This window comes from Bradyrhizobium sp. Ghvi (assembly GCF_900115265.1).
In the GTDB taxonomy this organism is placed as follows: Bacteria; Pseudomonadota; Alphaproteobacteria; order Rhizobiales; family Xanthobacteraceae; genus Bradyrhizobium.
The window spans coordinates 250038-275249 of sequence record NZ_FOVU01000006.1 but is presented as its reverse complement, the minus strand read 5'-3'; the positions used below and the strand labels follow the sequence as shown (position 1 = coordinate 275249).

25 protein-coding genes are annotated in these 25212 nt (G+C 63.7%); 16 read left to right on the top strand and 9 right to left on the bottom strand.

The features are described from left to right. Positions 1-105 precede the first annotated feature (105 nt). Positions 106-954 (top strand): SDR family NAD(P)-dependent oxidoreductase, encoded by an 849-nt coding sequence (locus BM374_RS24165; protein ID WP_092297651.1) that lies wholly within the window; start codon positions 106-108, stop codon positions 952-954. Between the two features lie 152 nt (positions 955-1106). Here BM374_RS24165 and BM374_RS24160 read toward each other — a convergent pair whose 3' ends face one another. Together BM374_RS24160 and aspA are read right to left on the bottom strand one after the other, a co-directional pair. Next, positions 1107-2432: a dicarboxylate/amino acid:cation symporter gene (locus tag BM374_RS24160; protein WP_092297648.1), complete on the bottom strand. Its 1326-nt coding sequence runs from the start codon at positions 2430-2432 to the stop codon at positions 1107-1109. Positions 2433-2518: 86 nt separating this feature from the next. Continuing rightward, positions 2519-3952 (bottom strand): aspartate ammonia-lyase, encoded by a 1434-nt coding sequence (gene aspA / locus BM374_RS24155; protein WP_092297645.1) that lies wholly within the window; start codon positions 3950-3952, stop codon positions 2519-2521. A gap of 242 nt (positions 3953-4194) precedes the next feature. On the opposite strand from aspA, the gene BM374_RS24150 reads away from it, so the two are divergent. Together BM374_RS24150 and cuyB are read left to right on the top strand one after the other, a co-directional pair. Beyond that, positions 4195-5079 carry a LysR family transcriptional regulator gene (locus tag BM374_RS24150; protein WP_092297642.1) on the top strand — a complete coding sequence of 295 codons (885 nt, stop codon included), beginning with the start codon at positions 4195-4197 and terminating at the stop codon, positions 5077-5079. A 79-nt stretch (positions 5080-5158) separates the two neighbouring features. Further along, positions 5159-5872, top strand: a complete 714-nt coding sequence (cuyB, locus tag BM374_RS24145; protein ID WP_092298035.1) for a cysteate racemase — start codon at positions 5159-5161, stop codon at positions 5870-5872. 8 nt (positions 5873-5880) lie between these two features. Here the strand turns inward: cuyB and BM374_RS24140 are convergent, their stop codons facing one another. Continuing rightward, entirely contained in the window at positions 5881-7053 is a 1173-nt protein-coding gene (locus BM374_RS24140) for an MFS transporter (RefSeq protein WP_092297639.1), read from the bottom strand. A gap of 51 nt (positions 7054-7104) precedes the next feature. On the opposite strand from BM374_RS24140, the gene BM374_RS24135 reads away from it, so the two are divergent. The 3 genes from BM374_RS24135 (at position 7105) to BM374_RS24125 (ending at position 10645) form a co-directional block, all read left to right on the top strand. Next, positions 7105-7929 (top strand): AraC family transcriptional regulator, encoded by an 825-nt coding sequence (locus BM374_RS24135; protein ID WP_092297636.1) that lies wholly within the window; start codon positions 7105-7107, stop codon positions 7927-7929. Positions 7930-8110: 181 nt separating this feature from the next. Beyond that, a complete protein-coding gene (locus BM374_RS24130; protein WP_092297633.1) occupies positions 8111-9463 on the top strand; it encodes a malonyl-CoA decarboxylase in 1353 nt (450 codons plus the stop codon). Positions 9464-9508: 45 nt separating this feature from the next. Then, positions 9509-10645, top strand: a complete 1137-nt coding sequence (locus BM374_RS24125) for a DUF418 domain-containing protein (RefSeq protein ID WP_092297629.1) — start codon at positions 9509-9511, stop codon at positions 10643-10645. Between the two features lies 1 nt (position 10646). On the opposite strand, the gene tarD is transcribed toward BM374_RS24125, so the two are convergent. The 5 genes from tarD to BM374_RS24100 form a co-directional block, all read right to left on the bottom strand. Then, the gene (gene tarD, locus BM374_RS24120; protein WP_092297626.1) at positions 10647-11816 is read right to left on the bottom strand and encodes a D(-)-tartrate dehydratase; all 1170 of its coding nucleotides are present in this window, start codon (positions 11814-11816) and stop codon (positions 10647-10649) included. A 105-nt stretch (positions 11817-11921) separates the two neighbouring features. Beyond that, entirely contained in the window at positions 11922-12179 is a 258-nt protein-coding gene (locus BM374_RS24115) for a DUF3297 family protein (RefSeq protein ID WP_092237479.1), read from the bottom strand. Further along, positions 12176-12652, bottom strand: a complete 477-nt coding sequence (locus BM374_RS24110) for a glutathione peroxidase (RefSeq protein ID WP_092297623.1) — start codon at positions 12650-12652, stop codon at positions 12176-12178. Before BM374_RS24110 ends, BM374_RS24115 begins: the two co-directional genes overlap by 4 nt. A gap of 2 nt (positions 12653-12654) precedes the next feature. Beyond that, complete coding sequence (locus BM374_RS24105; RefSeq protein WP_092298032.1) at positions 12655-14055, bottom strand: amidase family protein; 1401 nt, start codon at positions 14053-14055, stop codon at positions 12655-12657. Between the two features lie 80 nt (positions 14056-14135). Further along, complete coding sequence (locus BM374_RS24100; protein WP_092297620.1) at positions 14136-14393, bottom strand: DUF6894 family protein; 258 nt, start codon at positions 14391-14393, stop codon at positions 14136-14138. A gap of 264 nt (positions 14394-14657) precedes the next feature. Between BM374_RS24100 and pqqA the strand changes: the two genes are divergently transcribed. From pqqA to BM374_RS24050, 10 genes are all read left to right on the top strand, one after another. Beyond that, complete coding sequence (pqqA, locus tag BM374_RS24095) at positions 14658-14738, top strand: pyrroloquinoline quinone precursor peptide PqqA (RefSeq protein ID WP_007595659.1); 81 nt, start codon at positions 14658-14660, stop codon at positions 14736-14738. A gap of 129 nt (positions 14739-14867) precedes the next feature. Beyond that, positions 14868-15797, top strand: coding sequence for a pyrroloquinoline quinone biosynthesis protein PqqB (pqqB, locus tag BM374_RS24090; RefSeq protein ID WP_092297617.1), 930 nt, complete (start codon positions 14868-14870; stop codon positions 15795-15797). Positions 15798-15817: 20 nt separating this feature from the next. After that, positions 15818-16573, top strand: coding sequence for a pyrroloquinoline-quinone synthase PqqC (gene pqqC, locus BM374_RS24085; protein ID WP_502689458.1), 756 nt, complete (start codon positions 15818-15820; stop codon positions 16571-16573). Positions 16574-16585: 12 nt separating this feature from the next. After that, complete coding sequence (gene pqqD, locus BM374_RS24080; protein ID WP_092297611.1) at positions 16586-16897, top strand: pyrroloquinoline quinone biosynthesis peptide chaperone PqqD; 312 nt, start codon at positions 16586-16588, stop codon at positions 16895-16897. After that, the gene (gene pqqE, locus BM374_RS24075; protein WP_092297609.1) at positions 16894-18084 is read left to right on the top strand and encodes a pyrroloquinoline quinone biosynthesis protein PqqE; all 1191 of its coding nucleotides are present in this window, start codon (positions 16894-16896) and stop codon (positions 18082-18084) included. The genes pqqD and pqqE overlap by 4 nt, the downstream gene beginning before the upstream one ends. Further along, complete coding sequence (pip, locus tag BM374_RS24070; protein ID WP_092297606.1) at positions 18074-19060, top strand: prolyl aminopeptidase; 987 nt, start codon at positions 18074-18076, stop codon at positions 19058-19060. The genes pqqE and pip overlap by 11 nt, the downstream gene beginning before the upstream one ends. 12 nt (positions 19061-19072) lie before the next feature. After that, positions 19073-19750, top strand: a complete 678-nt coding sequence (locus BM374_RS24065) for a DUF4286 family protein (protein WP_092297603.1) — start codon at positions 19073-19075, stop codon at positions 19748-19750. Positions 19751-20093: 343 nt separating this feature from the next. Beyond that, positions 20094-21893 carry an FAD-dependent oxidoreductase gene (locus BM374_RS24060; RefSeq protein ID WP_092297600.1) on the top strand — a complete coding sequence of 600 codons (1800 nt, stop codon included), beginning with the start codon at positions 20094-20096 and terminating at the stop codon, positions 21891-21893. Continuing rightward, entirely contained in the window at positions 21863-23710 is a 1848-nt protein-coding gene (locus BM374_RS24055) for a 2-oxoacid:acceptor oxidoreductase subunit alpha (protein ID WP_177248497.1), read from the top strand. Before BM374_RS24060 ends, BM374_RS24055 begins: the two co-directional genes overlap by 31 nt. Continuing rightward, positions 23707-24762 carry a 2-oxoacid:ferredoxin oxidoreductase subunit beta gene (locus tag BM374_RS24050; RefSeq protein ID WP_092297594.1) on the top strand — a complete coding sequence of 352 codons (1056 nt, stop codon included), beginning with the start codon at positions 23707-23709 and terminating at the stop codon, positions 24760-24762. Before BM374_RS24055 ends, BM374_RS24050 begins: the two co-directional genes overlap by 4 nt. On the opposite strand, the gene BM374_RS24045 is transcribed toward BM374_RS24050, so the two are convergent. After that, positions 24763-25209 carry a DUF4399 domain-containing protein gene (locus tag BM374_RS24045; protein ID WP_092297591.1) on the bottom strand — a complete coding sequence of 149 codons (447 nt, stop codon included), beginning with the start codon at positions 25207-25209 and terminating at the stop codon, positions 24763-24765. Positions 25210-25212: the final 3 nt, after the last annotated feature.

Genomic DNA, 25212 nt, shown 5'->3' with positions numbered 1-25212 from the left:
GACATCCGGCGGGCTTCCAAATTCCTCGAAAGTGCGATCATATGCCGTCCGGGAACAACTTGAAGTTTAGACGCAAGAGTCTCGGCTTGCCGGAGGAGAGTGCACGTGAAAGAACTCGCTGGAAAGACCGCGTTCGTGACCGGTGCAGCGTCAGGCATTGGCCTGGGGATCGCGACCGCTTTCGCCCAGGCAGGGGCGAAAGTGATGCTTTGCGATATTGAAGAAGAGGCTTTGTCCGCAGCGATCAAGCATCTGAAGCTCACCAATGTCGATGTCGAGGGCGTAAAAGCCGATGTCTCGCTCAGGGCCGAACTCGTGGCAGCCGCCGAAGCCACGACTGCTCGCTACGGCAAGGTGCATATCCTCGTCAACAATGCGGGCGTCGGCGGCGGCGGGCCCTACGGCACCTGGACCGAGGCGTCGTGGAATTGGACCCTGGGCGTCAATCTGATGGCGACCATCTGGGGAATCGAGATTTTCGGGCCGTTGATCGAGCAGCATGGCGAGGGCGGACATATCGTCTCCACCGCCTCGATCGCCGGCCTCATTTCAGGGGGAAGCACCGCATACAACGTCTCAAAATATGGAGTTGTCGCGCTGTCCGAGGGACTGCGGCAGGAACTCGCGCCCCGCGGGATTGGCGTATCGGTGCTGTGTCCCGGATTCATCCGCACGCAAATCATGAACTCAAGCCGCAACCTGCCCAAGCGATTCGAGGGGGGAGTCCGAGCCCCGCCGACGTCGGGCCCGATTGCCGAGCGGATCAGTCAGATTCGCGAACGCGTCTCTCAGGGCATCGATCCCCTCTATGTCGGTGAACTCGTCCGCGAAGGCGTCGAAAACGACTGGCCCTATATCTTCACCGACCTCGAATTCGAGCCCATCGTCGAGGCGCGCTTCGCCGCAATCAAGCAAGGCTTTGACCACATCCGCGGGCGCGACCCGAAACGGTGAGCGCACAGCCTTTCAGCAGCCTGATGGTGCTCTGATGTGGCTGTGCAATGATCTATGGATACGCCGGCGTTGAGTTGAAAGGCCCCGGGGACATCTCCCGGGGCCTTTGGCTCACGCGCAGAATTTTCTAGAGAGTGGGCTAACCGACCGGTTCATCTGCCAGTCGCTCCGACCACGACGACACCAGGCACTGCTGTCTCGGATGCCCCCTCTTCGATCACGCCTCGCTTGTCTTCCCACCTGGCCACGGCAGCCGTCGCGATGCCGTTGCCGATGACGTTCGTCATGGTTCGGCCCATGTCGAGAAACTGGTCGATGCCCATGATGAGTAGCATGCCGCCCACGGGCAGGTTGAACATCGGCAGGGTCGCGGCAACGACCACGAGCCCGGCGCGCGGCACGCCGGCGATCCCTTTGCTGGTGACCATCATCACCAACAGCATGACGAGTTGCTGCGTGAAGCTCAGCTCGATGCCATAGGCCTGGGCGATGAACAAGGCCGCGAAGGCCTGGTAGATCATCGAACCGTCGAGGTTGAACGAATAGCCCAACGGCAGCACGAAGCCCGAGATACGCTCGCTGATACCGAACTTCGTCAATTGCTCGATCATCTTGGGATAGGCGGCCTCGCTGCTCGCAGTGGAGAAGGCGAGCAGCATCGGCTGGCGCAACAGGCCGATGAGATGAAGAACGGGCCGGCCGAGGGCCACGAGACCTGCGAGCACGAGAACACTCCAGAGCACCGCGAGGCTGAAATAGAAGGTCGCGATGAACTTGCCGTAGGTCAGGAGCACGCCAAGTCCCTGCGTGGTGATGACAGCCGCAATGGCCGCGAACACGCCGAGCGGCGCGAATTGCATCACGAAGTTGGTGATCTGCAGCATGATGTGGACCAGCTCATCGACGGACGCAGCGATGGTCCTGGCATGGCTCGTCTTCAGCCTGCTGAGCGCCAGCCCGAAGAACACGGCGAAGACGAGGATCTGCAGGATCTCGTTCGTCGACATGGCCTGGGCGATGCTGGTCGGAAAAACATGCGTGATGAAGTCTTTCAGATTGAAGCCGGCGGTCTGCAGGTTGACGGAGGCATCTGCATTGGGAAGCGGCAGCTGCAAGCCGTGCCCTGGCGCGAACAGGTTGGCAAAAACCATACCGAGACCGAGAGAGACGAGAGAAGCCGAGACGAACCAGCCCATGGATCTGGCGGCAATGCGGCCGACCGCTCCCCCTTCAGAGCCGAGGCTGGTGATGCCCGACACGATCGTGGCGAAGACAAGCGGCGCAATGATCATCTTGATCATGCGCAGGAACACGTCGGTGACGATCGAAAAATAGCCGGAAATGGTCTTAGCCATCTCTGGTGTCGGCGCCAGCTCATGACAAGCGTAGCCCGCCAGGATACCGAGCAGAAGGCTGACAACGAGAGCATTGGTGAGGCGGTTGGATCGCGCAGGTGAATTGTCGGCACTTATCGTCATTTATCTGTTACCTCCCTTGGCTGCGTAGGTTCACGATAGGGTCACGCCCCCGCGGCCCAATTGGCGTGCTTGTGTCTGTGATCGCTTCAGCAGACTGGCTGTGGCTGGCGGCCGCCCCGGTCGGCAACGGCCAGACTTTGCGGCCGCGTCAGCATCTCGGGCTTGAGGATCGCCGCAAGCGTGGCCTCGGTGAGCAGCCCCCGCTCGCGCACGAGCTCGGCAACGCCGCGGCCGGAGGCATGAGCCTCCACGGCGATGGCCGTCGCGGCGGCATAGCCGATATAGGGATTGAGCGCCGTCACCAGGCCGATCGAGTTCTCGACATCGGCCCGAAGACGGTCGCGATTGGCCGTGATGCCCGCGACGCAGCTCCGCTGCAACGTCAGGCAAGCCCGGCTGAGATGGCTGATGCTCTTGAACAGGCTGTGCGCAATGATCGGCTCGAACGCATTGAGCTGCAATTGACCGGCTTCGGCGGCCATCGTCACCGTGACGTCGTTGCCGATCACCTCGAAGGCGACCTGGTTCACCACCTCCGGGATCACCGGATTGACCTTTCCGGGCATGATCGAGGAGCCGGCCTGGACGGGGGGAAGGTTGATCTCGCCGAACCCGGCCCGCGGCCCACTCGAGAGCAGCCGGAGGTCGTTGCAGATTTTGGAGATCTTGACCGCAACGCGTTTCAGCACACCCGAGATCTGGACGAACGCACCGCAATCCTGCGTCGCCTCGACCAGATCGGGCGCAGTCACCAGCGGCAATCGCGTGATCGCGTTCAGATGACGGCAGACAAGACGCGCGTAATCCGGGTGGGCGTTGATGCCCGTGCCGATGGCAGTCGCGCCCATGTTGATCTCGTGAATCAGGCGCTCCGCTTCGCGCAAGCGTTCCTGATCCTCACCGATCATCACGGCATATGTGTTGAACTCCTGCCCCAGCGTCATCGGCACCGCGTCCTGCAACTGGGTCCGTCCCATCTTCAGGACATCTTTGAACGTCTCGGCCTTGTCAGCGAAAGCGCCGCGCAGGACGTCCATGGCCATGGCGAGATTCTGCAAGCCGTGAGACGTCGCGATCTTCAACGCCGTGGGGTACACGTCGTTGGTGCTCTGGCTCATGTTGACGTGCTCGTTCGGATGGAGCGCGGCGTACTCGCCCCTGACATGGCCGAGAAGCTCCAACGCACGATTTGCGATCACCTCATTGGCGTTCATATTGGTGGAGGTGCCGGCGCCGCCCTGGATGACGTCCACCACGAATTGATCGTGAAGCCGGCCAGCGCGCAATTCCTCGCAGGCCGCCACGATCGCCCGTCCGCGCCGCTCGTCGAGGAGACCGAGCTCCATATTGGACAGGGCCGCCGCCTGCTTGATGGCGGCGAGCGCATTGATCAACTCGGGGTAGCCCGATATCGCGATGCCGCTGATCGAAAAATTCTCGACGGCGCGTATCGTGTGGACGCCGTAATAGGCCTCAAGGGGCACCTCGCGCTCGCCCAGCAGGTCATGTTCCGTCCGCACGTTTATCTCCCGCTCGTCAGCTCCGTTGTTCGGAGACAGTGTCGCCGGTCGTGAGCCTCGTACTGATCGCGTTGAGGCTTCCGGCCGCTCGGGGATGCATGCGCTCGGGGACGGAGGGTCGTCCAATGTTATGCCGGCAAGCTCTATTCCGATTTTGCATAGATTTCCCTGGAAGATCGGGGCATCTTCTTGAGGGGCGAGCCTCTCCAATCCGAGCACTCGCGAAGACCGGAGCGGGAACGATGGAATTGAAATGGCTGGAAGATTTTCTCAGCCTCGCGCGAACCCGCAGCTTCTCGCGCGCCGCCGATGAGCGGCACGTGACGCAATCTGCGTTCAGCCGCAGGATCCAGGCCCTGGAGCTTTGGCTCGGCGTCTCCCTCGTTGACCGCAGCAGCTACCCGACCACGCTGACCGCCGAGGGGCGCGAGTTTCTGGAGACCGCGGAAGAAACGGTGCGCATGCTGTATGCGAGCCGTCTCGCGCTTCAGGCGAGCAAACGGCCGAGCACGCAGGTCGTCTCGATCGCCGCTCTGCACACCCTGTCGCTGCATTTCTTTCCGCGATGGTTTCGGACGATTGAGAAAGATGTCGGGCCGATCGGCAGCCGCCTGCTGCCCGACGATTTTCACAGCTGCCTGCAGGCCCTCGTCGAAGGCAGCTATGACTTCCTGCTCACCTTCCATCACGCCAACGTTGCGATCCTGCTCGAGCCCGAGCTCTACCCCCATATCGTCGTCGGCATGGACAGTTTCATCGCCGTCCGCAGCACAACGCTCGCAGCGAGCGATGCAGCTTCGCTTCCCCTGCTCAGCTACGCCTCGAACTCTTTCCTGGGGCGGGTCGCCACCTTCGCACAAGCCCAGGCCGGCTCGCCCCCGGCACACGTGACCCATACCAACGAGAACGCCATGGCCGAGGGGCTCAAGTTCATGGCGCTGGAGGGCTATGGCCTGGCGTGGTTGCCACGCAGTCTCGTTGCCCGGGAATTGGATGAGGGCACCCTCACCGTCGTCGGGCCGGAGATTCCTCTGGAAGTCCGGCTCTATCGCAGCGCGCGACGAACCCGGCCGATCGTGGAAAAGGTCTGGAACGCCGCGCAGGCAACCGCGCTCAAAACTATGTAGAAGGCGCATATGCCGTTCCGAACAGGCATTGGATTTGGCCGAACGGACCATGCACCATGCCTCCGACAAGGAGACAAAGATGCTTGGCATTCTGGGCGGCATGGGCCCGATGGCGACCGTGGATTTCATGGGCAAGATTGTCCGGAACACGCCCGCATCCTGCGACCAGGACCACATCCAGATGGTCGTGTGCTCGGCTACTGAGGTGCCCGATCGCACCGCCGCCATTCTCGGCCAGGGCGCTGATCCCTTTCCCGCCATGCTGAATGCCCTGCGCCGGCTCGAACTGTCTGGCGCGACCCGCATCGCCATTCCCTGCAATACCGCTCACCACTGGCATGGCGCGCTGCAGGCGGAGACGTCGGTGCCGATCATCCATATCGTCGACGCCGTCGCCGATGCGCTTTCCCTGCAACGGACGAACCCGACCCTCGGCGTGCTTGCGACGGACGGCACGCTGCACGCCGGAATCTACCAGCAGCGCCTTGCCGAACGTGGCCATATCTGCATGGTCCCCGACGCGAAGGCGCAAGCCGAGGTCATGCGCGCGATCCGACTCGTCAAGGCAGGACGCACGGACGAAGCGGCCGTCATCCTTGGCCGCGAAGCAGAAGCGCTCGCTGCCAGAGGCTGCTCGCACATCGCGATGGCCTGCACGGAAATTCCCCTGGCGCTGGCCGCGCTCGACAACGATATCGGCGCGGCCTTGCTTGATCCTACCGATCTACTGGCACAGGCCTGCGTCAGATCATGCCTGGCCGCGCCGCAGGAGATGGTGCGGGAAGTCGCCTAGCGCTTCCCTCAGGCCGCCGCCGGCGTCCGGATCTCGCGCGGCAGGATGATCGCCGCCGCGATCGCCAGCAGGCACAGCGCTGCAAACGCGTGCAGCATGGTGACGAAGCCGCCTTGCTCGTAGAGCCAGGCGACGAGGCCGACCGACGCGCCCGCCGCGGTAAAGCCGATGAAATAGCGCACCGCATAGGCGCGCGAGCGCCATTCCTCGCTGGTGTATTTGCCGACCATGGCGTCGTTCACCGTGACCTGGCCGAACGCGCCCATGACGATGCCGATCGACACCAGGATCAGCGGCAGATTGTTCAGGCTCGCCGCGAGATAGAGGAACGGCGCCAGCATGAAGGAGAGCGGCAAGGCCACCGTCTTCAGCGAATAGCGGTCGAGCAGCCGGCCGATCGTGTATTGCGTCATCGCGCCGAACACGTAGACGCAGGCCGCAATGACGCCGAGCAGCGCGGGGCTCCTGGTCAGATCCGCGAGCCGCTCCGCGAACAGTTTCGGCAACGCCACGGTGACGGCGTTGAACGTCGTCGAGATCGCGATCACCACGATCAGCAGCGACAACACCACGCGCCACATGTCCTGTTTTGCCACCCGCGCCTGCGCTGCCGCCTGCTTGCTGCCCTTGCGATCCTCATGCACGACCAGCGTCGCAAAGGCGATGCCGATCAGGATGGTGACGATGCCAGGGACGATGAAGGCGAAGCGCCAGCCGAGATACTGGCCGATCACGCCTGTCACCAGCGCGGAGGAGGCAACGCCGAGATTGCCCCAGACGCCGTTGATGCCCATCTCGCGTCCGAGCCTGTCGGCATAGGACACGATCATCGCGGTACCAACAGGATGATAGATCGAGGCGAATACGCCGATCGCTAGCAGCGCGGCACCGAGTTGCACGGGCGTCTGTACGAAACCGACCGAAATCATGGAGGTCCCGATGCCGACGAAGAAGATCAGCATCATGTGACGGCGGCTCCAGCGGTCCCCGAGCCAGCCGGTGAGCAGCGAGCCGGCGCCGAAGGCGATGAACCCCGGGGTCGCGTAGGGAAGCAGCTCCGAATAGGCCATGCCGAGCGCCGGCCCCATGATGATGACGGCGGCGGCGAAGATCAGCATCGAATAATGGTCGATGAAATGGCCTGCGTTGACGAAACTGATGACCCTGACAGGGCTGTTCATTCGGCATCCTCTCCTGCTCCGAAATGAGTTATATGTCATGGCCATGACGGGATGCTGCCAATGACTGTCTTGGAAACGCCAATCTTGGAAACGCCGATCCTGCGGGAGGTCCGAAGCAATCACCGCTCGCCGGCGGGCGTGCACCTGGTCGCGCGCGATTACCCCAGGGGCATGCGGATCGATCCGCACATGCACCGCGAGGCGCAGTTGATCTACGCTGCCAAGGGCACGATGCAGGTGACGACACCAGGCGGGCGCTGGCTGGTGCCGCCGGACCGCGCGGTCTGGGTCCCGGCCGGGCTCCAGCACGCCATCGACCTGCTCGCCGACATCGAGATGCGCACGCTGTATTTCGACCTCGCCTGGCTGAAGCGCGAACAGCGCTATGAGGGACTGACCAGGGAGTTCGTGGTGCGGGTGTTGCCGCTGCTCAACCAGGCGATCCTGGCGCTGTTCGATTCGCGCAACACCGAAGAGCGTACCGAGCTCCTGGTGCGCCTGGTGATGCTGGAATTGCACCAGGCCGAGGATTCCGCGACGTTCGTGCCGCTTCCGCACGAGCCACGCTGCCGCCGCGCCGCGATGATCGTGCTCGACGATCCCACGGGTCTGCACGACATCGACGCGCTGGCGCGGGAGGTTGGAACCTCCGCACGGACGTTGTCGCGATTGTTCTCCACCGAGACGCAGCTCAGCTTCAAGAGCTGGTGCCAGCGCGCGCGAATTGCCGCGGCGATCCAGCTTCTGTCGACCGATACCAATGTCTCGGTGAAACAGCTCGCGAGCCAGCTCGGCTATGCCAGCGTCCCGGCCTTCTCGGCGGCGTTTCGCCAGGTGACCGGCCGGACGCCGACGGAGTTTGCGGGGAAAATGTGAGGCGAACGTGCCGTCGTCGCCCCACCCTCGGTGTCATCGCCCGCGAAGGCGGGCATGACAGTGTGCCGTGGGAGGCATGGCACCACTAAAGATACAAAATTCCGCCGCTTGATTGTGATCGGCTTCCGCCTAAATCCCGTGTAAGCTTCCGCACCGCACAAACCGGATTCGAAAAGCCCAGATGGCCAATGCCTTCTTCTCCGACCTGCTTGCCACCATCTCCGAGCGCGGCCGCACGCTGCTGCGACGGGGGGATGCCGCCGATACCAAGCAGGACGCCGACGGGCTGATCGCGCTTTGCGGCGCGCTGTTGTCGGGGCGGGGCGAGGCCTCCGGCACCGCCATGGCGCGCGAGGTGCTCGACATCTACCGGGAGCTGGATGCGGCAGGACGCCGCGCCTTCTTCGAAGGGCTGGTGCGCGATTTCGGCCCGGACCGCGAGCGCCTGACCAAGGCCATCGAGGCATGGCGCACCAAGCCTGACGACGAGGACGCAAGCGCACTGCATTTCGCCTCGGAACCGCGGCGGCAGGAGCTGATCCGCCGCCTCAACCGTGCGCCGGGCGGCACCGGCGATCTCGTCGCCATGCGCGCCGACCTGCTCGGCATGATGAACGGACACACCGATCTCGCCGCGCTCGACCGCGACATCTCGCATCTGCTCTCGTCATGGTTCAACAGGGGGTTTCTCGTGCTGCGCCGGATTGACTGGTCGACCCCGGCCAACATCCTCGAAAAGATCATCCGCTATGAGGCCGTGCACGAGATCAGCGATTGGGACGATCTGCGCCGCCGCATCGATCCGGTCGACCGCCGCTGCTACGCGTTCTTCCATCCCGCGATGGTCGACGAGCCCTTGATCTTCGTCGAGGTGGCGCTGACTGAGACGATTCCCGGCGCGATTGCGCCGCTGCTTGCGGTCGATCGCCAGTACCTGCCGACCGAGAAGGCGCGCACGGCCGTGTTCTATTCGATCTCCAACACCCAGCGCGGCCTCGGCGGCATCTCGTTCGGGAGCTTCCTGATCAAGCAGGTGGTCGAGGAGCTGCGCCGCGAGCTGCCGAAGCTCGACACCTTCGTGACGCTTTCGCCGGTGCCGGGCTTCATGCCCTGGATCAAGCAGGGCAAGGACCTGCCGCTGTCGGACGAGGATCGCGAACTGCTGAAGCGGCTCGACGATCCCAAATGGTTCGAGAACCCCGAGACGACCGCGCAGCTGCGCAGCGTCATCGAGCCGCTCGCCGCGCACTACTTCCTGAAGGCGCGAACGTCGAAGGGCCGCCTGATCGATTCCGTCGCCCGCTTCCACCTCGGCAACGGCGCCCGCCTCGAGCGCATCAACTGGCTGGGGGACCTCTCGCCCAAGGGCCTGCGCGAGTCGGCCGGCGTGATGGTCAACTATCTCTATCGCCTCGACGACATCGAGAAGAACCACGAAGCCTATGCCAATGACGGCGAGGTCGTGGCCTCGAGCGCAGTGAAGAAGCTGCTGAAGGGCGAAGGGCGACGGCTGCTCGACATGCGGTTGTCGTAGGGCCGCGGAGAAGCCGCCAAGGCGCAATTTGGAATTCATGTCCCAATGACTTCCGATCGCGCAGCTACTCCAATCCCATCTGCCGAGCGGATCGACGCCGTCGACGTGCTACGCGGCATCGCGCTGTTCGGCGTCATGGCCATCAACCTCGTCATGGAATTTCGCGTTTCGATCTTCGAGCAGTTTCTTGCGCCGGAGACGCTCGCCTCGCCCATCGACCGCGCCGTTGAGACGGTCCTGACGCAGGCGATCGAGCTCAAGGCGTTTGCGCTGTTCTCGCTGCTGTTCGGCGCCGGTCTTGCCATTCAGTTCGACCGGCTCGCCCATAGCGAGCGCCGCACTATGCTGCTGGTGCGCCGGCTCGCCGTGCTGCTGGGGTTCGGCATCGTTCACCTTTGCCTGATCTGGAATGGCGACATCCTCACCGAATATGCGCTGGCCGGGTTCATCGTGCTGCCATTGCTGTTTGGTCCGCGCTGGCTGATCGTTCTTGCCGCATTGGTGTCCCTGGCGCTGTATCTGGCGATGCAGGACTTTCCGCCCGAGGGGCTGTTCCCGAGCCGGACCGTGATCTCACGCGATGTCATGGATGCCAATCGCATTTATGCGACCGGCAACTTCTTCGACGTGCTGGCGTTTCGCCTGCACGAACTTCCTCTGATCGCGTCGCTGCACGCCTTCGTTTTCTTGCGGACGATCGGGCTGTTTCTGCTCGGTGCGTTCGCCTGGCGCAGCGGCATTGTTCAGAATGGGCGCGGCCTGCTCGTCATCGCGCTTCCCGCGATCACTCTCGGCGCAGCGTTGCTCTATGGCGGCATGGAGCCGCTCGGCACGATCGTGCTGGCGCTGGGCTATGGCGCCGCCATTCTCGGCATCGCCAGCCTCAAACGCGGCAAGCGGCTGCTCGGTTGGGCCGCGCCGCTGGGACGGATGGCTTTCACCAACTACGTCGCGCAATCCGTCATCTTCGGCTGGATATTCTACGGCTACGGCCTCGGCCTGTTCGGCCGGCTCGGCATCACCGAGGCACTCGCCATCGGCATCGCAGTCTACATCGCGCAGGTGCTGTTCAGCGCCTTGTGGCTGCGCCACTACCGCTACGGCCCGCTCGAATGGCTGTGGCGGTCGTTGATGTATGGCGAGCGGCAGCCGATGGTGATGAGCAAAGCGGTCGCGGCGTAACCTACTCCGCCAGCGCCTTCATTTCCTTGTAGAGATCGGACTTGCCTTCGAAGCCGATGCCGGGGAGATCGGGCATGGTGATGTGACCGTTCTCGACGCGGACGCCGTCCGGGAAGCCGCCGTAGGGCTGGAACAGGTCCGGATAGCTTTCGTTGCCCCCTAAGCCGAGACCGGCGGCAATGTTCAGCGACATCTGGTGGCCGCCGTGCGGGATGCAGCGGCTGGGCGACCAGCCGTAGGTCTTCAAGACTTCCAGCGTGCGCTGGTATTCGCACAGGCCGTAGGACAGCGCGCAATCGAATTGCAGCCAGTCGCGGTCGGGGCGCATGCCGCCGTAGCGGATCAGATTGCGGGCGTCCTGGTGGCTGAAGAGATTTTCGCCTGTCGCCATCGGGCCGGGATAAAATTCGGCCAGCGCGGCTTGCAGCGCGTAGTCGAGGGGATCGCCGACTTCCTCGTACCAGAACAGCGGATAATCGCGCAGCATTTTTGCGTAGGCGATGCCGGTCTCGAGGTTGAAGCGGCCGTTGGCGTCGACGGCGAGCTGCGCGTCCTTGCCGATCTCCTTCAGCACCGCCTCGATGCGAGTGCGGTCCTCGTCGATATCAGCACCGCCGATCTTCATCTTCACGACATTGTAGCCGCGATCGAGATAGCCGCGCATCTCGGCCCGCAGCATCGCAAGATCCTTGCCGGGATAATAATAGCCGCCGGCGGCGTAGACGAACACGCGCGGATTCGCGGTGAGGCCGTGACGCTCGGCGAGCAGGCGGAACAGCGGCTTGCCTGATATTTTCGCCACCGCATCCCACACCGCCATGTCGATGGTGCCGACCGCGACCGAGCGCTCGCCATGGCCGCCCGGCTTCTCGTTCGTCATCATCGCGGCCCAGATCTTGTCGGGGTCGAGATTGTCGCCGGACGCGTCGAGCAGCGACTTCGGATCGGATTCGAGGATGCGCGAGGCGAAGCGCTCGCGGATCAGCCCGCCCTGGCCGTACCGGCCGTTGGAGTTGAAGCCGTAACCGACGACGCGCTTGCCGTCGCGCACCACGTCGGTGACGACGGCAACGAGGCTCGTCGTCATCTTGGTGAAGTCGATATAGGCGTTGCGGATCGGCGAAGAGATCGGCTTGGTGATCTCGCGGACGTCGACGATGCGGACGGACATGGCGGTGGCTTTCTCTCGGCGTCATTCCGGGGCGCGCGTTAGCGCGAACCCGGAGTCTCGAGATTCCGGGTTCGATGCTCCGCATCGCCCCGGAATCACGAAGGCTTACTTCTTATCCCTGAAATACGGCTCGACCGGCCCGTGCACCTTGATGGTCAGCGGGTTGCCGTAGCGGTCCTTGGCGTTCCCTGCGGTGACGCGGACCCAGCCTTCGCTGATGCAGTACTCCTCGACATTGGTCTTCTCGATGCCCTTGAAGCGGATGCCGACGTCGCGCGACAGGATGTCCGCGTTGTAGTAGGGGCTGTTCGGATCGACCGACAGGCGGTCCGGGAATTCGTCGCTCATTGATGTCTCGCTCATAACAGTGTTTCGATTTGATTGCGCAAGCCTTCGGGCCGTGCGGTCGGCGCGTAGCGGGCGACCACCTTGCCGGCGCGGTCCACCAGGAATTTGGTGAAATTCCATTTGATGGAGGCACCTAACAGGCCCGATTGCTGGCGTTTCAGGTACTCATACAGGGGATGCGCCTTGGGCCCGTTGACGTCGATCTTCTCGAACAGGGGGAAAGTGACGTCGTAATGGGTCGAGCAGAAGGCCTGGATCTCGCTCGCCTGGCCCGGCTCCTGCGCGCCGAACTGGTTGCAGGGAAAGCCCAGCACGGAAAAGCCGCGTGGCGACAGATCGCGGTGCAGATCCTCAAGACCCCGATATTGCGGCGTGAAGCCGCATTTGCTCGCGGTGTTGACGATCAACAGCACCTGCCCTTCGAAGCGACGCATCGGCACCTCTTCGCCGGCAAGCGAATTGGCCTTGAAGTCGTAGATGCCAGGCATCGCTAACCCACGGGATCGATCGGCGACGGCGGCACGCCGCCCGCCTCGATCGCCTCGCCAGCGAGCAGGCACAGATCCTCACGATAGCGGCCGGAGACGATGTGCACGCCGACAGGCGCCTTGCCGACGAGGCCGGTGGAGACCACGAGGCCCGGCAGGCCCATGAAGGGAATCGCGATCTGCGGCAGCTGCGCTTCCCAGACGCGCTTGAAGGAGGCATCGTCCTTGCGATCGAGATGATCGGGGAACGGCAGTTCGCCGGAAACAGGCGTCAGCAGCACGGCGTATGTCTCGAAGAACAGCATCCACTCACGAGTCAGCGTGGCGCGGCGGGTCAGGGCTTTGGCGTAAGTCGCCTGGTCGAGCGGCGTGACCCTGGCGCGGTTGCCGCGCAGGCACGCCAGTGCGCCAGGATCGCCTTCCCGTTCCGCTGCCTCCAACTGCGCCTCATAGCCGTCGCCGAGCCAGAGTTTGATCTGCCACTCGACTGCCTCGCGCATCGGCGGGGTGTTCTCAATCACATCGACAGTCCACCCCGCTCGCTCGAGCCGCTTGCCGGCATCGCTCACCGCGGCCCTCACCTCCGGCGTGGTGGCAAGACCATCCGGGTTGAGGCAGAGCGCGGCACGCTTCTCGCGCGCGGGGCCTTGCAGCCGCACCGGCACATACCAGGGGTCGCGGATGTCGCGGGCCGCCATCGCTTCGAGCGAGATCCTGAGATCGTTGACCGTGCGCGCCAGCGGGCCCGAGACCGCCATGATCTGCGGCCCGATCGGACGCTCCGGTAGCGCCGGATTGAAGGCGGGGATGCGGCCCAAGGTCGGGCGCAGGCCGTGCACGCCGCAGGCATAGGCGGGATAGCGGATCGAGCCGGCGATGTCGGTGCCGTGGGCGATGTGGCCGATGCCGGCCGCGACCGCCGAACCGGCGCCGCCGGACGAGCCGCCCGGCGTCAGCGAGGCATCGCGCGGGTTCTTGGTGTCGCCATGGACGAGGTTGGTGGTGAACCAGCGATAGGAGAAGGCGGGGCAGTTGGTACGTCCGAGCAGAACGGCGCCGGCCTTGCGGAAATTGGCGACGACCGGATTGTCCTCGCGCGCGATCAAATCGCGCTGCAGCTTGAGGCCGTTGGTGGTGGCAAAGCCTTCCTGGTCGACATTGGCCTTGATGGTGACGGGCACGCCGGCGAGCACGCCGGGATCTTCGCCCCGCGCGATGGCGCCATCGACGGCATCAGCCTGCTTGAGCACGTCCTCGGGCCGGTGGTCGATCACGGCGTTGAGCCTGGGATTGACGGCGTCCAGGCGGTCGAGGCCGGCCTTGGCCGCCTCCCGGGCGGACACCTTTTTGGTCTTGACGAGGGTGGCGAGGTCGGCGGCCGAAAGGCGCCAGAGATCTTGCATGACGTGCTCCGTGTGACCGGCGTCTTTTAGCGCCGGGAACGCGGCAAAGCCATGCGGATTTCGCAAGGAAGAAGAGCGGGCTAGTGCCGCGTTGCCGACGCGTCCGGCATGTCCAGCAGCGCCTCGCTGAAAGGAAACTCCAGAACGATCTCGCCGGCGACGTCGGTCACCTCGATCACCGCCTCAAGCAAGGCCGGCTGGGCGCCCTCGGACTTCACCACCTCGAGGATCATCTGGCGGGCAACCTCCCAGGCGCGATCAGGGTTGCGCAGATCCTCACCGTCAGGATCCACGATCAATTCGTCGCCGATACGGGTGTTGAAAAAATATCTGGGCATGCCTGATCCAATGGGGTCGCCTGAAGCCGATTGGAAGCCGTTTTATGCTCACAACTGGTTTATCCCGGCAGGGAGCACGACCTATCGGCACTCTTGCGCGTGTCATTCGCTCATCTTTGCGGCCGTAATACGCTCTCTTTGCAGTGCAACAATTCCGCCGATCTACTACCTATGTCCGGGAAAATTTCACTGGCGAAGTTTTCCGCCGGCACTAACTTAGCGCGTGGGCGGATACGTCCGAATTCGCAAAGATGGAGAGCCAAAATGGCCTGGAAAGCCCCGAAGATCGTCGAAGTGCCCTGTGGCATGGAAATCAATATGTATGTGAGCGCCACCCGCAAGTAAGCGGCTGGCGATCTCGCGCTCTGCGCCGGTGGATTTTTCGGTCACGACACGTTTCCGAAAGAGAGGATCTGTGTCGGCATCTGCGTCGGCCTGAGATCCACCGCGCGTGTTCCTTCCAGGAGACGGATCATGCTTCGCGTCGTCGTCCTGGGTGCCGCAGCGGGCGGCGGAGTTCCCCAGTGGAATTGCGGCTGCGAGGGCTGCCGGGCAGCCCGTAGCCACGGACATGAGCTTCATCGAACCCAAGCCTCGGTTGCCTTCAGCGGTGACAGCGAGCACTGGTTCCTGATCAACGCTTCCCCCGACCTGCGCCAGCAATTAAACGCCACCCCGCAATTGCATCCCAAGGCCGGCGCGCTGCGCCATACGCCCGTTGCAGGCGTGATCCTGACCAACAGCGAAGTCGACGCGGTCGCAGGCCTGCTCTCGATGCGCGAGAGTTCGCCGTTCACGGTCTATGCGCATGAGAAAGTGCTGGCGATCCTGGCGAGCAACAGCATCTTCAACGTACTGAACGAGAAGTACGTCAAACGCCAGCCGATCGCTATCCGCGAGCCGTTCGAGCCGCGATTGCCCGATGGTGCGCGCTCAGGGCTCGAGGTGCTGCCGTTCGCGGTGCCGGGCAAGTCGGCCTGGTACCTGGAAGGCAAGGTGCATCCCGGCGGGGAGAGCAGCGACGGCGATACGCTGGGCTTGAAGATCACCGACAAGTCGACCGGCAAGTGCTTCTACTTCATCGCGGCTTGCGCCGAGGTGACCGACGCGCTCAAGGCCGAGATCGACGGCGCCGCGCTGGTGTTCTTCGACGGCACGGTCTGGCAGGACGATGAGATGATCAGGGCCGGGCTCGGCCACAAAACCGGCAAGAGCATGGGGCATGTCGCGATGTCGGGCGAGGACGGCGCGATCGCGCGGCTCGCCGATCTCAACATCGACAGGAAGATCTTTCTGCATATCAACAACTCGAACCCGGCGCTGCTGCCAGCCTCGCCTGAACGAAAGACTGCTGAACACGCGGGATGGCAGATTCCCGCCGATGGAACGGAGATCGTGCTGTGAATGCCGCATCCATGACTGGAATGACCGCACTCTCGATCGGCAAGGATATCAGGCTGAACTCGGCCGAGGAGCTCGAGGCGACGCTGCGCCATATCGGCGCGACGCGCTATCACAGCCTGCATCCGTTCCACAAGCTCCTGCACGGCGGCAAGCTCAACAAGGGCCAGGTGCAGGCCTGGGCGCTGAACCGCTACTATTACCAGAGCACGATCCCGATCAAGGACGCGGTGGTGATCTCGCGCTTCCGCGACCGCGCCACGCGCCTCGAATGGCGCCACCGCATCGAGGACCATGACGGCGATGTCGGCAGCGAAGGCGGCATCGAGCGTTGGATCAAGCTGACCGAAGGCCTCGGGCTCGACACGGCCTATGTGGAATCGACCGAAGGTATCCTGCCGGCGACGCGCTTCGCTGTGGAAGCTTATGTGCATTATTGCCGAGAGAAGAGCCCGCTGGAGGCGATCGCCTCCTCGCTCACCGAGCTGTTCGCGCCTGGTATCCACGAAGAGCGCATCGCCGGCATGTTGCAGCACTATGACTTCGTCAACCCCGACATCATGAGCTACTTCAAGCGTCGCCTGACACAGGCGCCGCGCGATGCCAATTTCGCGCTCGACTATGTCAGGACGCATGCGCGGACGCCCGAAGAGCGCGCCTCGGTCTGCAATGCGCTGATCTTCAAGACCAACGTCTTGTGGGTGCAGCTGGATGCGCTCTATTACGCCTATGTCGAGGGCAACATTCCGCCGGGTGCGTTCGTGCCCAAAGCGAGCTGAGGAACAAGAGCGATGGCCGGGCCGCGTCACATCAGCGTCAACGAGGCAAGCCGCCCGGTGCTGCCGCGGCATGCCAAGCTGAAATATGACGAGACGCGCAAGGTCTGGGTGATCCTGGCGCCGGAGCGCGTGCTGGCGCCGGACGAGATCGCCGTCGAGGTCCTGCAGCTCTGTAACGGCGAGCGTAGCGTCGGCGACGTCTCCGATCAGCTGGCGGCGAAATACGCCGCGCCCCGCGAGGCGATCCTGGCCGACGTCATCACCATGCTGCAGGATCTCGCCGACAAGGGCTTTCTCACCGAAGCGCGGGAGAAGACGCCATGACCGACGTGCTCGGTAATCCGCCGCCGCCAAGCGACAGTCTCGCGGTGCTGGAGAAACAGCGCTCGACGGCAGAGGCGTTCGGCATCCCGCTCGCGGTGCTGCTCGAGATCACCCACCGCTGCCCGCTGCAATGTCCCTATTGCTCCAATCCGGTGGAGCTCGACCGCGCGGGCAAGGAGTTGACGACGGACGAGTGGAAGAAGGTCTTGAGCGAGCTCGCCGAGATCGGCGTGCTGCAGGTGCATTTCTCCGGCGGCGAGCCGACGGCGCGGAAGGATCTGGTCGAGCTGGTCAAGCATGCCAGCGACGTCGGGCTCTACACCAACCTCATCACCTCGGCCGTGCTGCTGACGCGCGAGAAGCTGGGCGAGCTCGCCGATGCCGGGCTCTGCCACGTCCAGATCTCGTTCCAGGGTATCGAGGAAGGCCTCGCCGATCGCGTCGCCGGCTACAAGGGCGGCCATCGCAAGAAACTCGAGGTCGCCAAATGGACGCGCGAGCTCGATTTGCCGCTCACCGTGAACGCGGTGATGCACCGGCAGAACCTGCACCAGCTCCCTGACATCATCCAGATGTCGATCGATCTCGACGCCGACCGGCTCGAGGTCGCCAATGTGCAATATTACGGCTGGGCACTGAAGAACCGCGCCGCGCTGATGCCGACGGTGGCGCAACTCGACGAGTGCACCCGCCTTGTCGAGGAGGCGCGCGAGCGGCTCAAAGGCACGCTCGCAATCGACTATGTCGTGCCGGACTATTACGCGCTGCGGCCGAAGAAATGCATGGGCGGCTGGGGCCGGCAGTTCTTCAACATCTCACCGGCCGGCAAGGTGCTGCCCTGCCATGCCGCCGAAAGCATCACTGGGCTCGAATTCGAATCCGTGCGCTCGAACCATTCGATCGCCTGGATCTGGCAGAACTCGGAGGCCTTCAACCGCTATCGCGGCACCGGCTGGATGAAGGAGCCGTGCAAATCCTGCGAATTCCGCGAGATCGATTTCGGCGGTTGCCGCTGCCAGGCCTTTGCGCTGACGGGGGACGCCGCCAACACCGATCCGGCCTGCGCACTGTCGCCGCTGCACGAGACCATCTTCAAGCAGGCGGAAGCCGAGGCCGAGGGGGAGACCAACCGCTTCCTCTATCGCAATTTCGCCGGCGGCACCCTGGAATCCGAGAATGGGACCTGACGCCGACGCAGGCATAGCGGCGAGACGCGCCGATCCCTTTGCGCCACTGACCTCGGACATGCTCGACGTCGGCGACGGTCACGAGCTCTATGTCGAGAGCGTCGGCCGCGAAGGCGGCATCCCCGCGATCTACCTGCATGGCGGGCCCGGCAGCGGCTGCCAGCCCGATCACCGCCGGCTGTTCGATCCCGAGCGGATGCATGCGGTGCTGTTCGATCAGCGCGGCTGCGGCCGCAGCCGCCCCAAGGGCTCACGTGCGCACAACACGACCGCGCATCTGATCACGGACATCGAGACCATCCGCGAGAAGTTCGGCTTCGATCGCTGGCTTCTGGTCGGCGGCTCCTGGGGCGCGACGCTGGCGCTGGCCTATGCAGAGGCCCATCCCGAGCGCGTCTGCGGCATCGCCCTGCGTGCGACCTTCCTGGGCACGCAGGCAGAGGTCGAGACCGCCTTCACTTCGCGCCTGGCGCAATTCTATCCGGCGTTGCACGAGGATTTTCTGAGCGTGTTGCCGCCGCAGGAGCGCGAACGGCCGGTCGAAGCCTATTATCGCCGCATCCTCGATGCCGATCCCGCCGTCCACGGGCCCGCCTCGCGCGCCTGGCACGACACGGAGCGTGCTCTGTCGGAGAGTAAAGCAGCCAAGATACGCCTCGATCTGGCGTCCCTGAACGTCTGGCGCACGCTGCCCGCCACGCCGTTCATGGAGGCGCATTATTTCGCCAACAATTCCTTCCTGGACGAAGACCAGTTGCTGCGGAATGCGGGCCGGCTCGAAGGCATTCCCGGCATTATCGTGCAAGGCCGCTATGATCTGTTGTGTCCTCCGGAGACATCCCACGCGCTCGCGAAAGTGTGGCCGGGTTCCGAGGTCAGGATCGTGGAAGAAGCCGGGCATTCGCTTTATGACGCCGGTGTACGGGATGCGGTGATGAAGTCGATCGCCGATCTCGCGTCGAAGATCGGGCGATAAGAGGTCACAAAAATGCCCCTCGCCGGGAAAGGCATGCTGCTGACGTCGATGAACGTCGACGCAAGCGATGAGGCCGACTTCAACCGCTGGTACGATCGCGAGCATCTGGAAGAGCGCGTCGCGATCGATGGCTTTCTCGAAGCGCGGCGCTATATCGCGCACGCCGCCAATCCCAAATATCTCTGCCTGTATTCCACCGCGACGCTCGCCGTGCTCGACAGCCCCGCCTACCGGGCGCGGCTTGCCAAGCCGACCGACTGGTCGCGGCAGACCATGGCGCGTTTCAAGGACATGCTGCGCGTCGTCGCGCGCATCACCATCAGCAAAGGCACGGGACGCGGCGCCGCACTCGGCCTGGTGCGGCTGCGCCCAACAGCGGACAACGCCGGCGCATGGCGTGACGCACTGCAGGAAAAACTGGCGCCCGAAAAGCTCGACGGCATCATCTCGATGCATCTGCTCGAGAGCGAGCCGGAATTGTCGGGCGCAACGCCTGAAATTCCGGCCGTGAGCAATGAAGGCGCACGCGACTGGTACGTGCTGATCGACGGCACCCAGGTCAGCGCCGTCTCGACCGCGATCGCAGAGCGCTTCACCGGTCCCGCAGCATCGCCCTTCCCGCCTCCCGTGTCGGTCGGCACCTATTGCCTGATGTGGGACCTGGGGAAGAGTGATCTCGCGCAGAGCTGATCCGTCTTTCGTCATTCCGGGGCGGAGCGCAGCGACGAACCCGGAATCCATTTGTCCATGGACTTTGCGGCCCGATAGATTCCGGGCTCGCGCCTGTCGGCGCGCCCCGGAATGACGGAGAGTGGTATGCTGCACCGCCGCATGAGCGCGCGTGTCTGTTAATGCTGTGCGCGCGCAGCTCCCATGAAAGCACGTGATCGCGCAAGTTTGCCGTTGTACTCCGGACCGGTTCTAATAAGCTAACCTGATGACGTCATTCAGAAACCAGATCGAGACGCGTTAAGCGTTCGCCAAGCTCACGAAAAGGCCGCCGGGTCTTTGGGCCTGCGCGGACAGGGTAGGAATGAAACCGACTGATATTGCGGCCCCCGACTACTTTCACAAAGTGGTCGATTGCCAATGGGCCTGTCCTGCACACACCCCGGTTCCCGAATACATCCGACTGATCGCACAAGGCCGCTACAGCGACGCCTACATGATCAATTGGAAATCGAACGTGTTTCCCGGAATCCTGGGGCGCACCTGCGATCGTCCCTGCGAACCGGCGTGCCGCCGCGGACGCGTCGAGGAGACGCCGGTGGCGATCTGCCGCCTCAAGCGCGTCGCTGCCGATTTCAAGGACGACATCAGGCAGCGCCTGCCGAAGCCTACGCCGAAGAACGGCAAGCGCGTCGCGTTCGTCGGTGGCGGCCCTGCCTCGCTGACCGTGGCGCGCGATCTGGCGCCGCTCGGCTATCACTGCACCGTGTTCGACGGCGATCCCGAAGCCGGCGGCATGATGCGCACCCAGATTCCGAAATTCCGCCTGCCCAATTCCGTGATCGACGAAGAGACCGGCTACATCCTGGGTCTCGGCGTCGAGTTCAAGGGTGGGCACCGCATCGAGAGCATGAAGGCGCTGCTCGCGGAGAAATACGACGCAATCTTCGTCGGCTCGGGCGCGCCGCGCGGCCGCGAGCTCGACATTCCCGGCCGGAAAGAGGCCGCCGCCAACATCCATATCGGGATCGACTGGCTGTCGTCCGTGTCGTTCGGCCATACCGACAAGATCGGCAAGCGCGTGATCGTACTCGGCGGCGGCAACACCGCGATGGATTGCTGCCGCACCGCGCGCCGCCTCGGCGGCGAGGACGTCAAGGTGATCGTGCGCTCCGGCTTCGAGGAGATGAAGGCTTCGCCCTGGGAGAAGGAGGACGCGATCCACGAGGACATCCCCATCCTCAACTTCCTCGTCCCCACCGCCTTCATCCACGAGAACGGCAAGCTCACCGGCATCACCTTCCAGAAGGTGAAAGCCGAGTACGACGCCAAGGGCCGCCGCAATCTCGTCCCCTCGGGCGAGCCGGACCAGACCTTCGAATGCGACGACGTGCTGGTCGCGGTCGGCCAGGAGAACGCCTTCCCCTGGATCGAGCAGGACTGCGGCATCGAGTTCGATAAATGGCACATGCCCAAGGTCGATCCGAAGACCTTCGTCTCGACCAATCCCAAAGTTTTCTTCGGCGGCGACGCCGCGTTCGGCCCGAAGAACATCATCTGGGCGGTGGCGCAGGGCCACGACGCCGCGTTGTCGATCCACAAGATGCTGTCGGGCGAGGACATCACCGAGCGGCCGCTGCCGGAGGTGCATGTCTCCTCGCAAAAGATGGGCATCCACGAATGGAGCTATGACAACGACGTCTCCATCGACAAGCGCTTCAAGGTGCCGCATCGCGACAAGGTGGTTGCGCTGAAGGACATCCGCACCGAGGTCGAGCTCGGCTACGACGTCAAACTCGCGCTCGGCGAGGCGCATCGTTGCCTGAACTGCGATGTCCAGACGGTGTTCTCGACCTCGCTCTGCATCGAGTGCGATGCCTGCGCCGACATCTGCCCGATGGATTGCATCACCTTCACCGCCAATGGTGAGGAAGACGATCTGCGCCATCGCCTGAAGGCGCCTTCGGCGCATCCGGACCAGGATCTCTACGTCTCCTCCGATCTCAAGACCGGCCGCGTCATGGTCAAGGACGAGGACGTCTGCCTGCATTGCGGGCTGTGCGCCGAGCGCTGTCCCACCGGCGCCTGGGACATGCAGAAATACTTCATCGAGATGACCCACGCAGGTTCGACATGTCCGACAAAAAGCCGCTCAGCAGCGTAAACGACTTCGTCGTCCGCTTCGCCAATGTCAACGGCTCAGGGTCGGCCAGCGCCAACGAGATGTTCGCGCGCGCGATCCTGCGCCATGGCGTGCCGGTCTCTCCGCGCAACATCTTCCCCTCCAACATCCAGGGCCTGCCGACCTGGTACGAGGTGCGGGTCACCGAAGCCGGCCATCTCGGCGCCCGCGGCGGCGTCGACATGATGGTCGCCATGAACCCGCAGACCTGGGACAAGGACGTCGCCGGCATCGAGCCGGGCGGCTACCTGTTCTACGATTCCACCAAGCCGATGCCGTCGACCAAATTCCGCGACGACATCACCGTGATCGGCGTGCCGCTGACCGCGATCACCAATTCGACCTATACCGATCCGCGCCAGCGCCAGCTGTTCAAGAACATCATCTATCTCGGCGCGCTCAGTGCGCTGCTCGAGATGGACCCGAAGCTGATCGAGCAGCTGATCGGCGAGCAGTACAAGGGCAAGGAGAAGCTGCTCTCCTCCAACGTTCACGCGCTGCATCTGGGGCGCGACTGGGCGCTGCAGAACCTGAAATGCCCGATTGGTCTCAGGGTGAAGAAGTCCGACAAGGTCGGCGATCGCATCTTCATCGAGGGTAACAGCGCCGCCGCGCTCGGCGCCGTCTATGGCGGCGCCACCGTGTGCGCGTGGTATCCGATCACGCCATCCTCGTCGGTGGCGGAAGCCTTCACCGCGCATTGCAAGAAGTACCGCCACGATCCCGAGACCGGCAAAGCAAAGTACGCCATCGTCCAGGGCGAGGACGAGCTCGCCTCCATCGGCATCGTGATCGGCGCCTCCTGGAACGGCGCGCGCGCCTTCACCGCGACGTCGGGCCCGGGCATCTCGCTGATGACCGAGTTCATCGGCCTCTCCTACTTCGCCGAGATTCCGGCGGTGATCATGAACATCCAGCGCGCCGGCCCGTCAACGGGCATGCCGACGCGCACCCAGCAATGCGACATCATTGCTTGCGCCTATGCCTCGCACGGCGACACCAAGCATGTGCTGCTATTCCCCGAAGACCCGGCCGAGGCGTTCGAGTTCGCGGCGGCCGCCTTTGATCTCGCCGAGCGGCTGCAGACCACGATCTTCCTGATGCTCGATCTCGACATCGGCATGAACCACCGGCTCTGCCGCCCGCTGAAATGGGACGATTCCCGGCAATACGACCGCGGCAAGGTGATGACAGCGGAGATGCTGGAAGAGGGCCGCGACTTCGGCCGCTATCTCGACGTCGACGGCGACGGCATCCCCTACCGAACCTATCCCGGCACGCATCCGACCAAGGGCTCCTATTTCACCCGCGGCACCTCGCGCGACCGCTATGCACGCTATTCGGAGGAAGGCACTGTTTATGCCGACAACATGCAGCGTCTGGTCCGCAAGTTCGAGACCGCGCAGGATCTCGTGCCGCGGCCGCTGCAGGCCAATGCCGAACGGCCGACCAAATATGGCGTGATCTATTTCGGCTCGACCTCGCCGGCGATGGACGAGGCGATCGGCCTGTTGGAGGCGCGCGGGCACCAGCTCGACCGCCTGCGCATCCGCGCCTTCCCGTTCCACTCCAGCGTCGCGAGCTTCCTCGCCGAGCACGACTTCGTCTACGTGGTCGAGCAGAACCGCGACAGTCAGCTCCGTCAGCTCATCGTCAACGAGAACGGCATCGATCCGGTCCGGCTCGTGCCGATCGTGCATTACGACGGCACCCCGATCACCGCCCGCTTCATCGCGAAAGCCATCGGCGACCACCAGGATCATCTCAAGGTGACCCCGCTCCGCAAGGCCGTATCATGACCTACATCGCAAAGCCGAAATTCCATCATCCGGGTCTGAAGAAGAACGACCTCGGCTATACGCACCGCGACTACGAGGGAAAAATCTCGACACTATGCGCCGGCTGCGGTCATGACTCGATCACGGCCTCGATCATCGAGGCCTGCTACGAGCTCTCGATCGAGCCGCATCGGGTGGCGAAGATCTCGGGCATCGGGTGCTCGTCGAAGACGCCGGATTACTTCCTCGGCAATTCGCACGGCTTCAACTCCGTGCACGGCCGCATGCCCTCGGTGCTCACCGGCGCCAATCTCGCCAACCGCGATCTGATCTATCTCGGCGTCTCCGGCGACGGCGATTCCGCCTCGATCGGCTTCGGCCAGTTCGCGCATTCGATCCGGCGCGGCGTCAACATGACCTATATCGTCGAGAACAACGGCGTCTACGGCCTGACCAAGGGCCAGTTCTCGGCCACCGCCGACCGCGGCTCGAAGAGCAAGAAGGGCGTGACCAACACCGACAACGCGATCGACCTCGTCGCGATCGCGCTCCAGCTTGGCGCCACCTTCGTGGCGCGCTCGTTCTCCGGCGACAAGACCCAGCTGGTGCCGCTGATCGCGGCCGCGATCCGCCACAAGGGCGCGTCCTTCATCGACGTCATCAGCCCCTGCATTGCCTTCAACAATCACGCCGGCTCGACCAAGAGCTTCGACTATGTCCGCGAGCACAACGACGCCGTGAACCGGCTCGACGTGCTGGTCGGCCGCGACCCGATCGCGGTGGACTACGCGCCCGGTACGGTGCAGGTGGTCGAGCAGCATGACGGCAGCAAGATCGCGCTGCGCAAGATCGACGCCGACTACGATCCGCATGACCGGCTGGGCGCCCAGACCTTCCTCGCCAAGCATGCTGCCAAGGGACAGATCGTCACCGGGCTGCTCTACGTCGATCCTGACGCGGAAGACCTGCACGCCCATCTCAACACGGTCGAGACGCCGCTCAACACGCTGGAAGCGGACAAGCTCTGCCCAGGGTCGGCGGTGCTGGACAAGATCAACGCCAGTTTGCGATGATCACTTGCCGCGCTGCGGCGGTTGCCTGACACGCACCGTGACCTTCTCTGACACGACGGGTGGGTCGAATGGATAGTGCTTGGCATCGCCCAGCACCAGTTGAAGGGTGTGGTTCCCGGGCGAGAGCTCCAGGAATGTCTCGGTCTGTCCCGCGCCGAAGTGCAGATGCGACTTGTCCTGCTGAATCGGCTCCTTCGGATCAATGGGGTCTTTGACGTCGACCAGCAAGTGATGATGACCGGCGTTCTGGTAATCATCACCGGCATGCGTCACGCCCATATTGCGCAAGCCGAACCGCACCCAGAATCCGCCGCGCACCCTTGCCCCGTCAGACGGGGTAATGAAATACAGCTTTGCATCCTTGGGAGCGGTCTTGCCTTGCGCAAAGGCTGCGCCCGGAAGCAACGCAAGCGCTGCCGACAACGCGATGCAACGAAGGATTCGCATCGA

Bases quoted from the DNA above. Each gene is read 5' to 3' on its own strand.
- BM374_RS24160 (WP_092297648.1), bottom strand. From the start codon at position 2,432: ATGACGATAAGTGCCGACAATTCACCTGCGCGATCCAACCGCCTCACC.
- BM374_RS24150 (WP_092297642.1), top strand. From the start codon at position 4,195: ATGGAATTGAAATGGCTGGAAGATTTTCTCAGCCTCGCGCGAACCCGC.
- cuyB (WP_092298035.1), top strand. From the start codon at position 5,159: ATGCTTGGCATTCTGGGCGGCATGGGCCCGATGGCGACCGTGGATTTC.
- BM374_RS24140 (WP_092297639.1), bottom strand. From the start codon at position 7,053: ATGAACAGCCCTGTCAGGGTCATCAGTTTCGTCAACGCAGGCCATTTC.
- BM374_RS24135 (WP_092297636.1), top strand. From the start codon at position 7,105: ATGCTGCCAATGACTGTCTTGGAAACGCCAATCTTGGAAACGCCGATC.
- BM374_RS24130 (WP_092297633.1), top strand. From the start codon at position 8,111: ATGGCCAATGCCTTCTTCTCCGACCTGCTTGCCACCATCTCCGAGCGC.
- BM374_RS24125 (WP_092297629.1), top strand. From the start codon at position 9,509: ATGACTTCCGATCGCGCAGCTACTCCAATCCCATCTGCCGAGCGGATC.
- tarD (WP_092297626.1), bottom strand. From the start codon at position 11,816: ATGTCCGTCCGCATCGTCGACGTCCGCGAGATCACCAAGCCGATCTCT.
- BM374_RS24115 (WP_092237479.1), bottom strand. From the start codon at position 12,179: ATGAGCGAGACATCAATGAGCGACGAATTCCCGGACCGCCTGTCGGTC.
- BM374_RS24110 (WP_092297623.1), bottom strand. From the start codon at position 12,652: ATGCCTGGCATCTACGACTTCAAGGCCAATTCGCTTGCCGGCGAAGAG.
- BM374_RS24105 (WP_092298032.1), bottom strand. From the start codon at position 14,055: ATGCAAGATCTCTGGCGCCTTTCGGCCGCCGACCTCGCCACCCTCGTC.
- BM374_RS24100 (WP_092297620.1), bottom strand. From the start codon at position 14,393: ATGCCCAGATATTTTTTCAACACCCGTATCGGCGACGAATTGATCGTG.
- pqqA (WP_007595659.1), top strand. From the start codon at position 14,658: ATGGCCTGGAAAGCCCCGAAGATCGTCGAAGTGCCCTGTGGCATGGAA.
- pqqB (WP_092297617.1), top strand. From the start codon at position 14,868: ATGCTTCGCGTCGTCGTCCTGGGTGCCGCAGCGGGCGGCGGAGTTCCC.
- pqqC (WP_502689458.1), top strand. From the start codon at position 15,818: ATGACCGCACTCTCGATCGGCAAGGATATCAGGCTGAACTCGGCCGAG.
- pqqD (WP_092297611.1), top strand. From the start codon at position 16,586: ATGGCCGGGCCGCGTCACATCAGCGTCAACGAGGCAAGCCGCCCGGTG.
- pqqE (WP_092297609.1), top strand. From the start codon at position 16,894: ATGACCGACGTGCTCGGTAATCCGCCGCCGCCAAGCGACAGTCTCGCG.
- pip (WP_092297606.1), top strand. From the start codon at position 18,074: ATGGGACCTGACGCCGACGCAGGCATAGCGGCGAGACGCGCCGATCCC.
- BM374_RS24065 (WP_092297603.1), top strand. From the start codon at position 19,073: ATGCCCCTCGCCGGGAAAGGCATGCTGCTGACGTCGATGAACGTCGAC.
- BM374_RS24060 (WP_092297600.1), top strand. From the start codon at position 20,094: ATGAAACCGACTGATATTGCGGCCCCCGACTACTTTCACAAAGTGGTC.
- BM374_RS24055 (WP_177248497.1), top strand. From the start codon at position 21,863: ATGTCCGACAAAAAGCCGCTCAGCAGCGTAAACGACTTCGTCGTCCGC.
- BM374_RS24050 (WP_092297594.1), top strand. From the start codon at position 23,707: ATGACCTACATCGCAAAGCCGAAATTCCATCATCCGGGTCTGAAGAAG.
- BM374_RS24045 (WP_092297591.1), bottom strand. From the start codon at position 25,209: ATGCGAATCCTTCGTTGCATCGCGTTGTCGGCAGCGCTTGCGTTGCTT.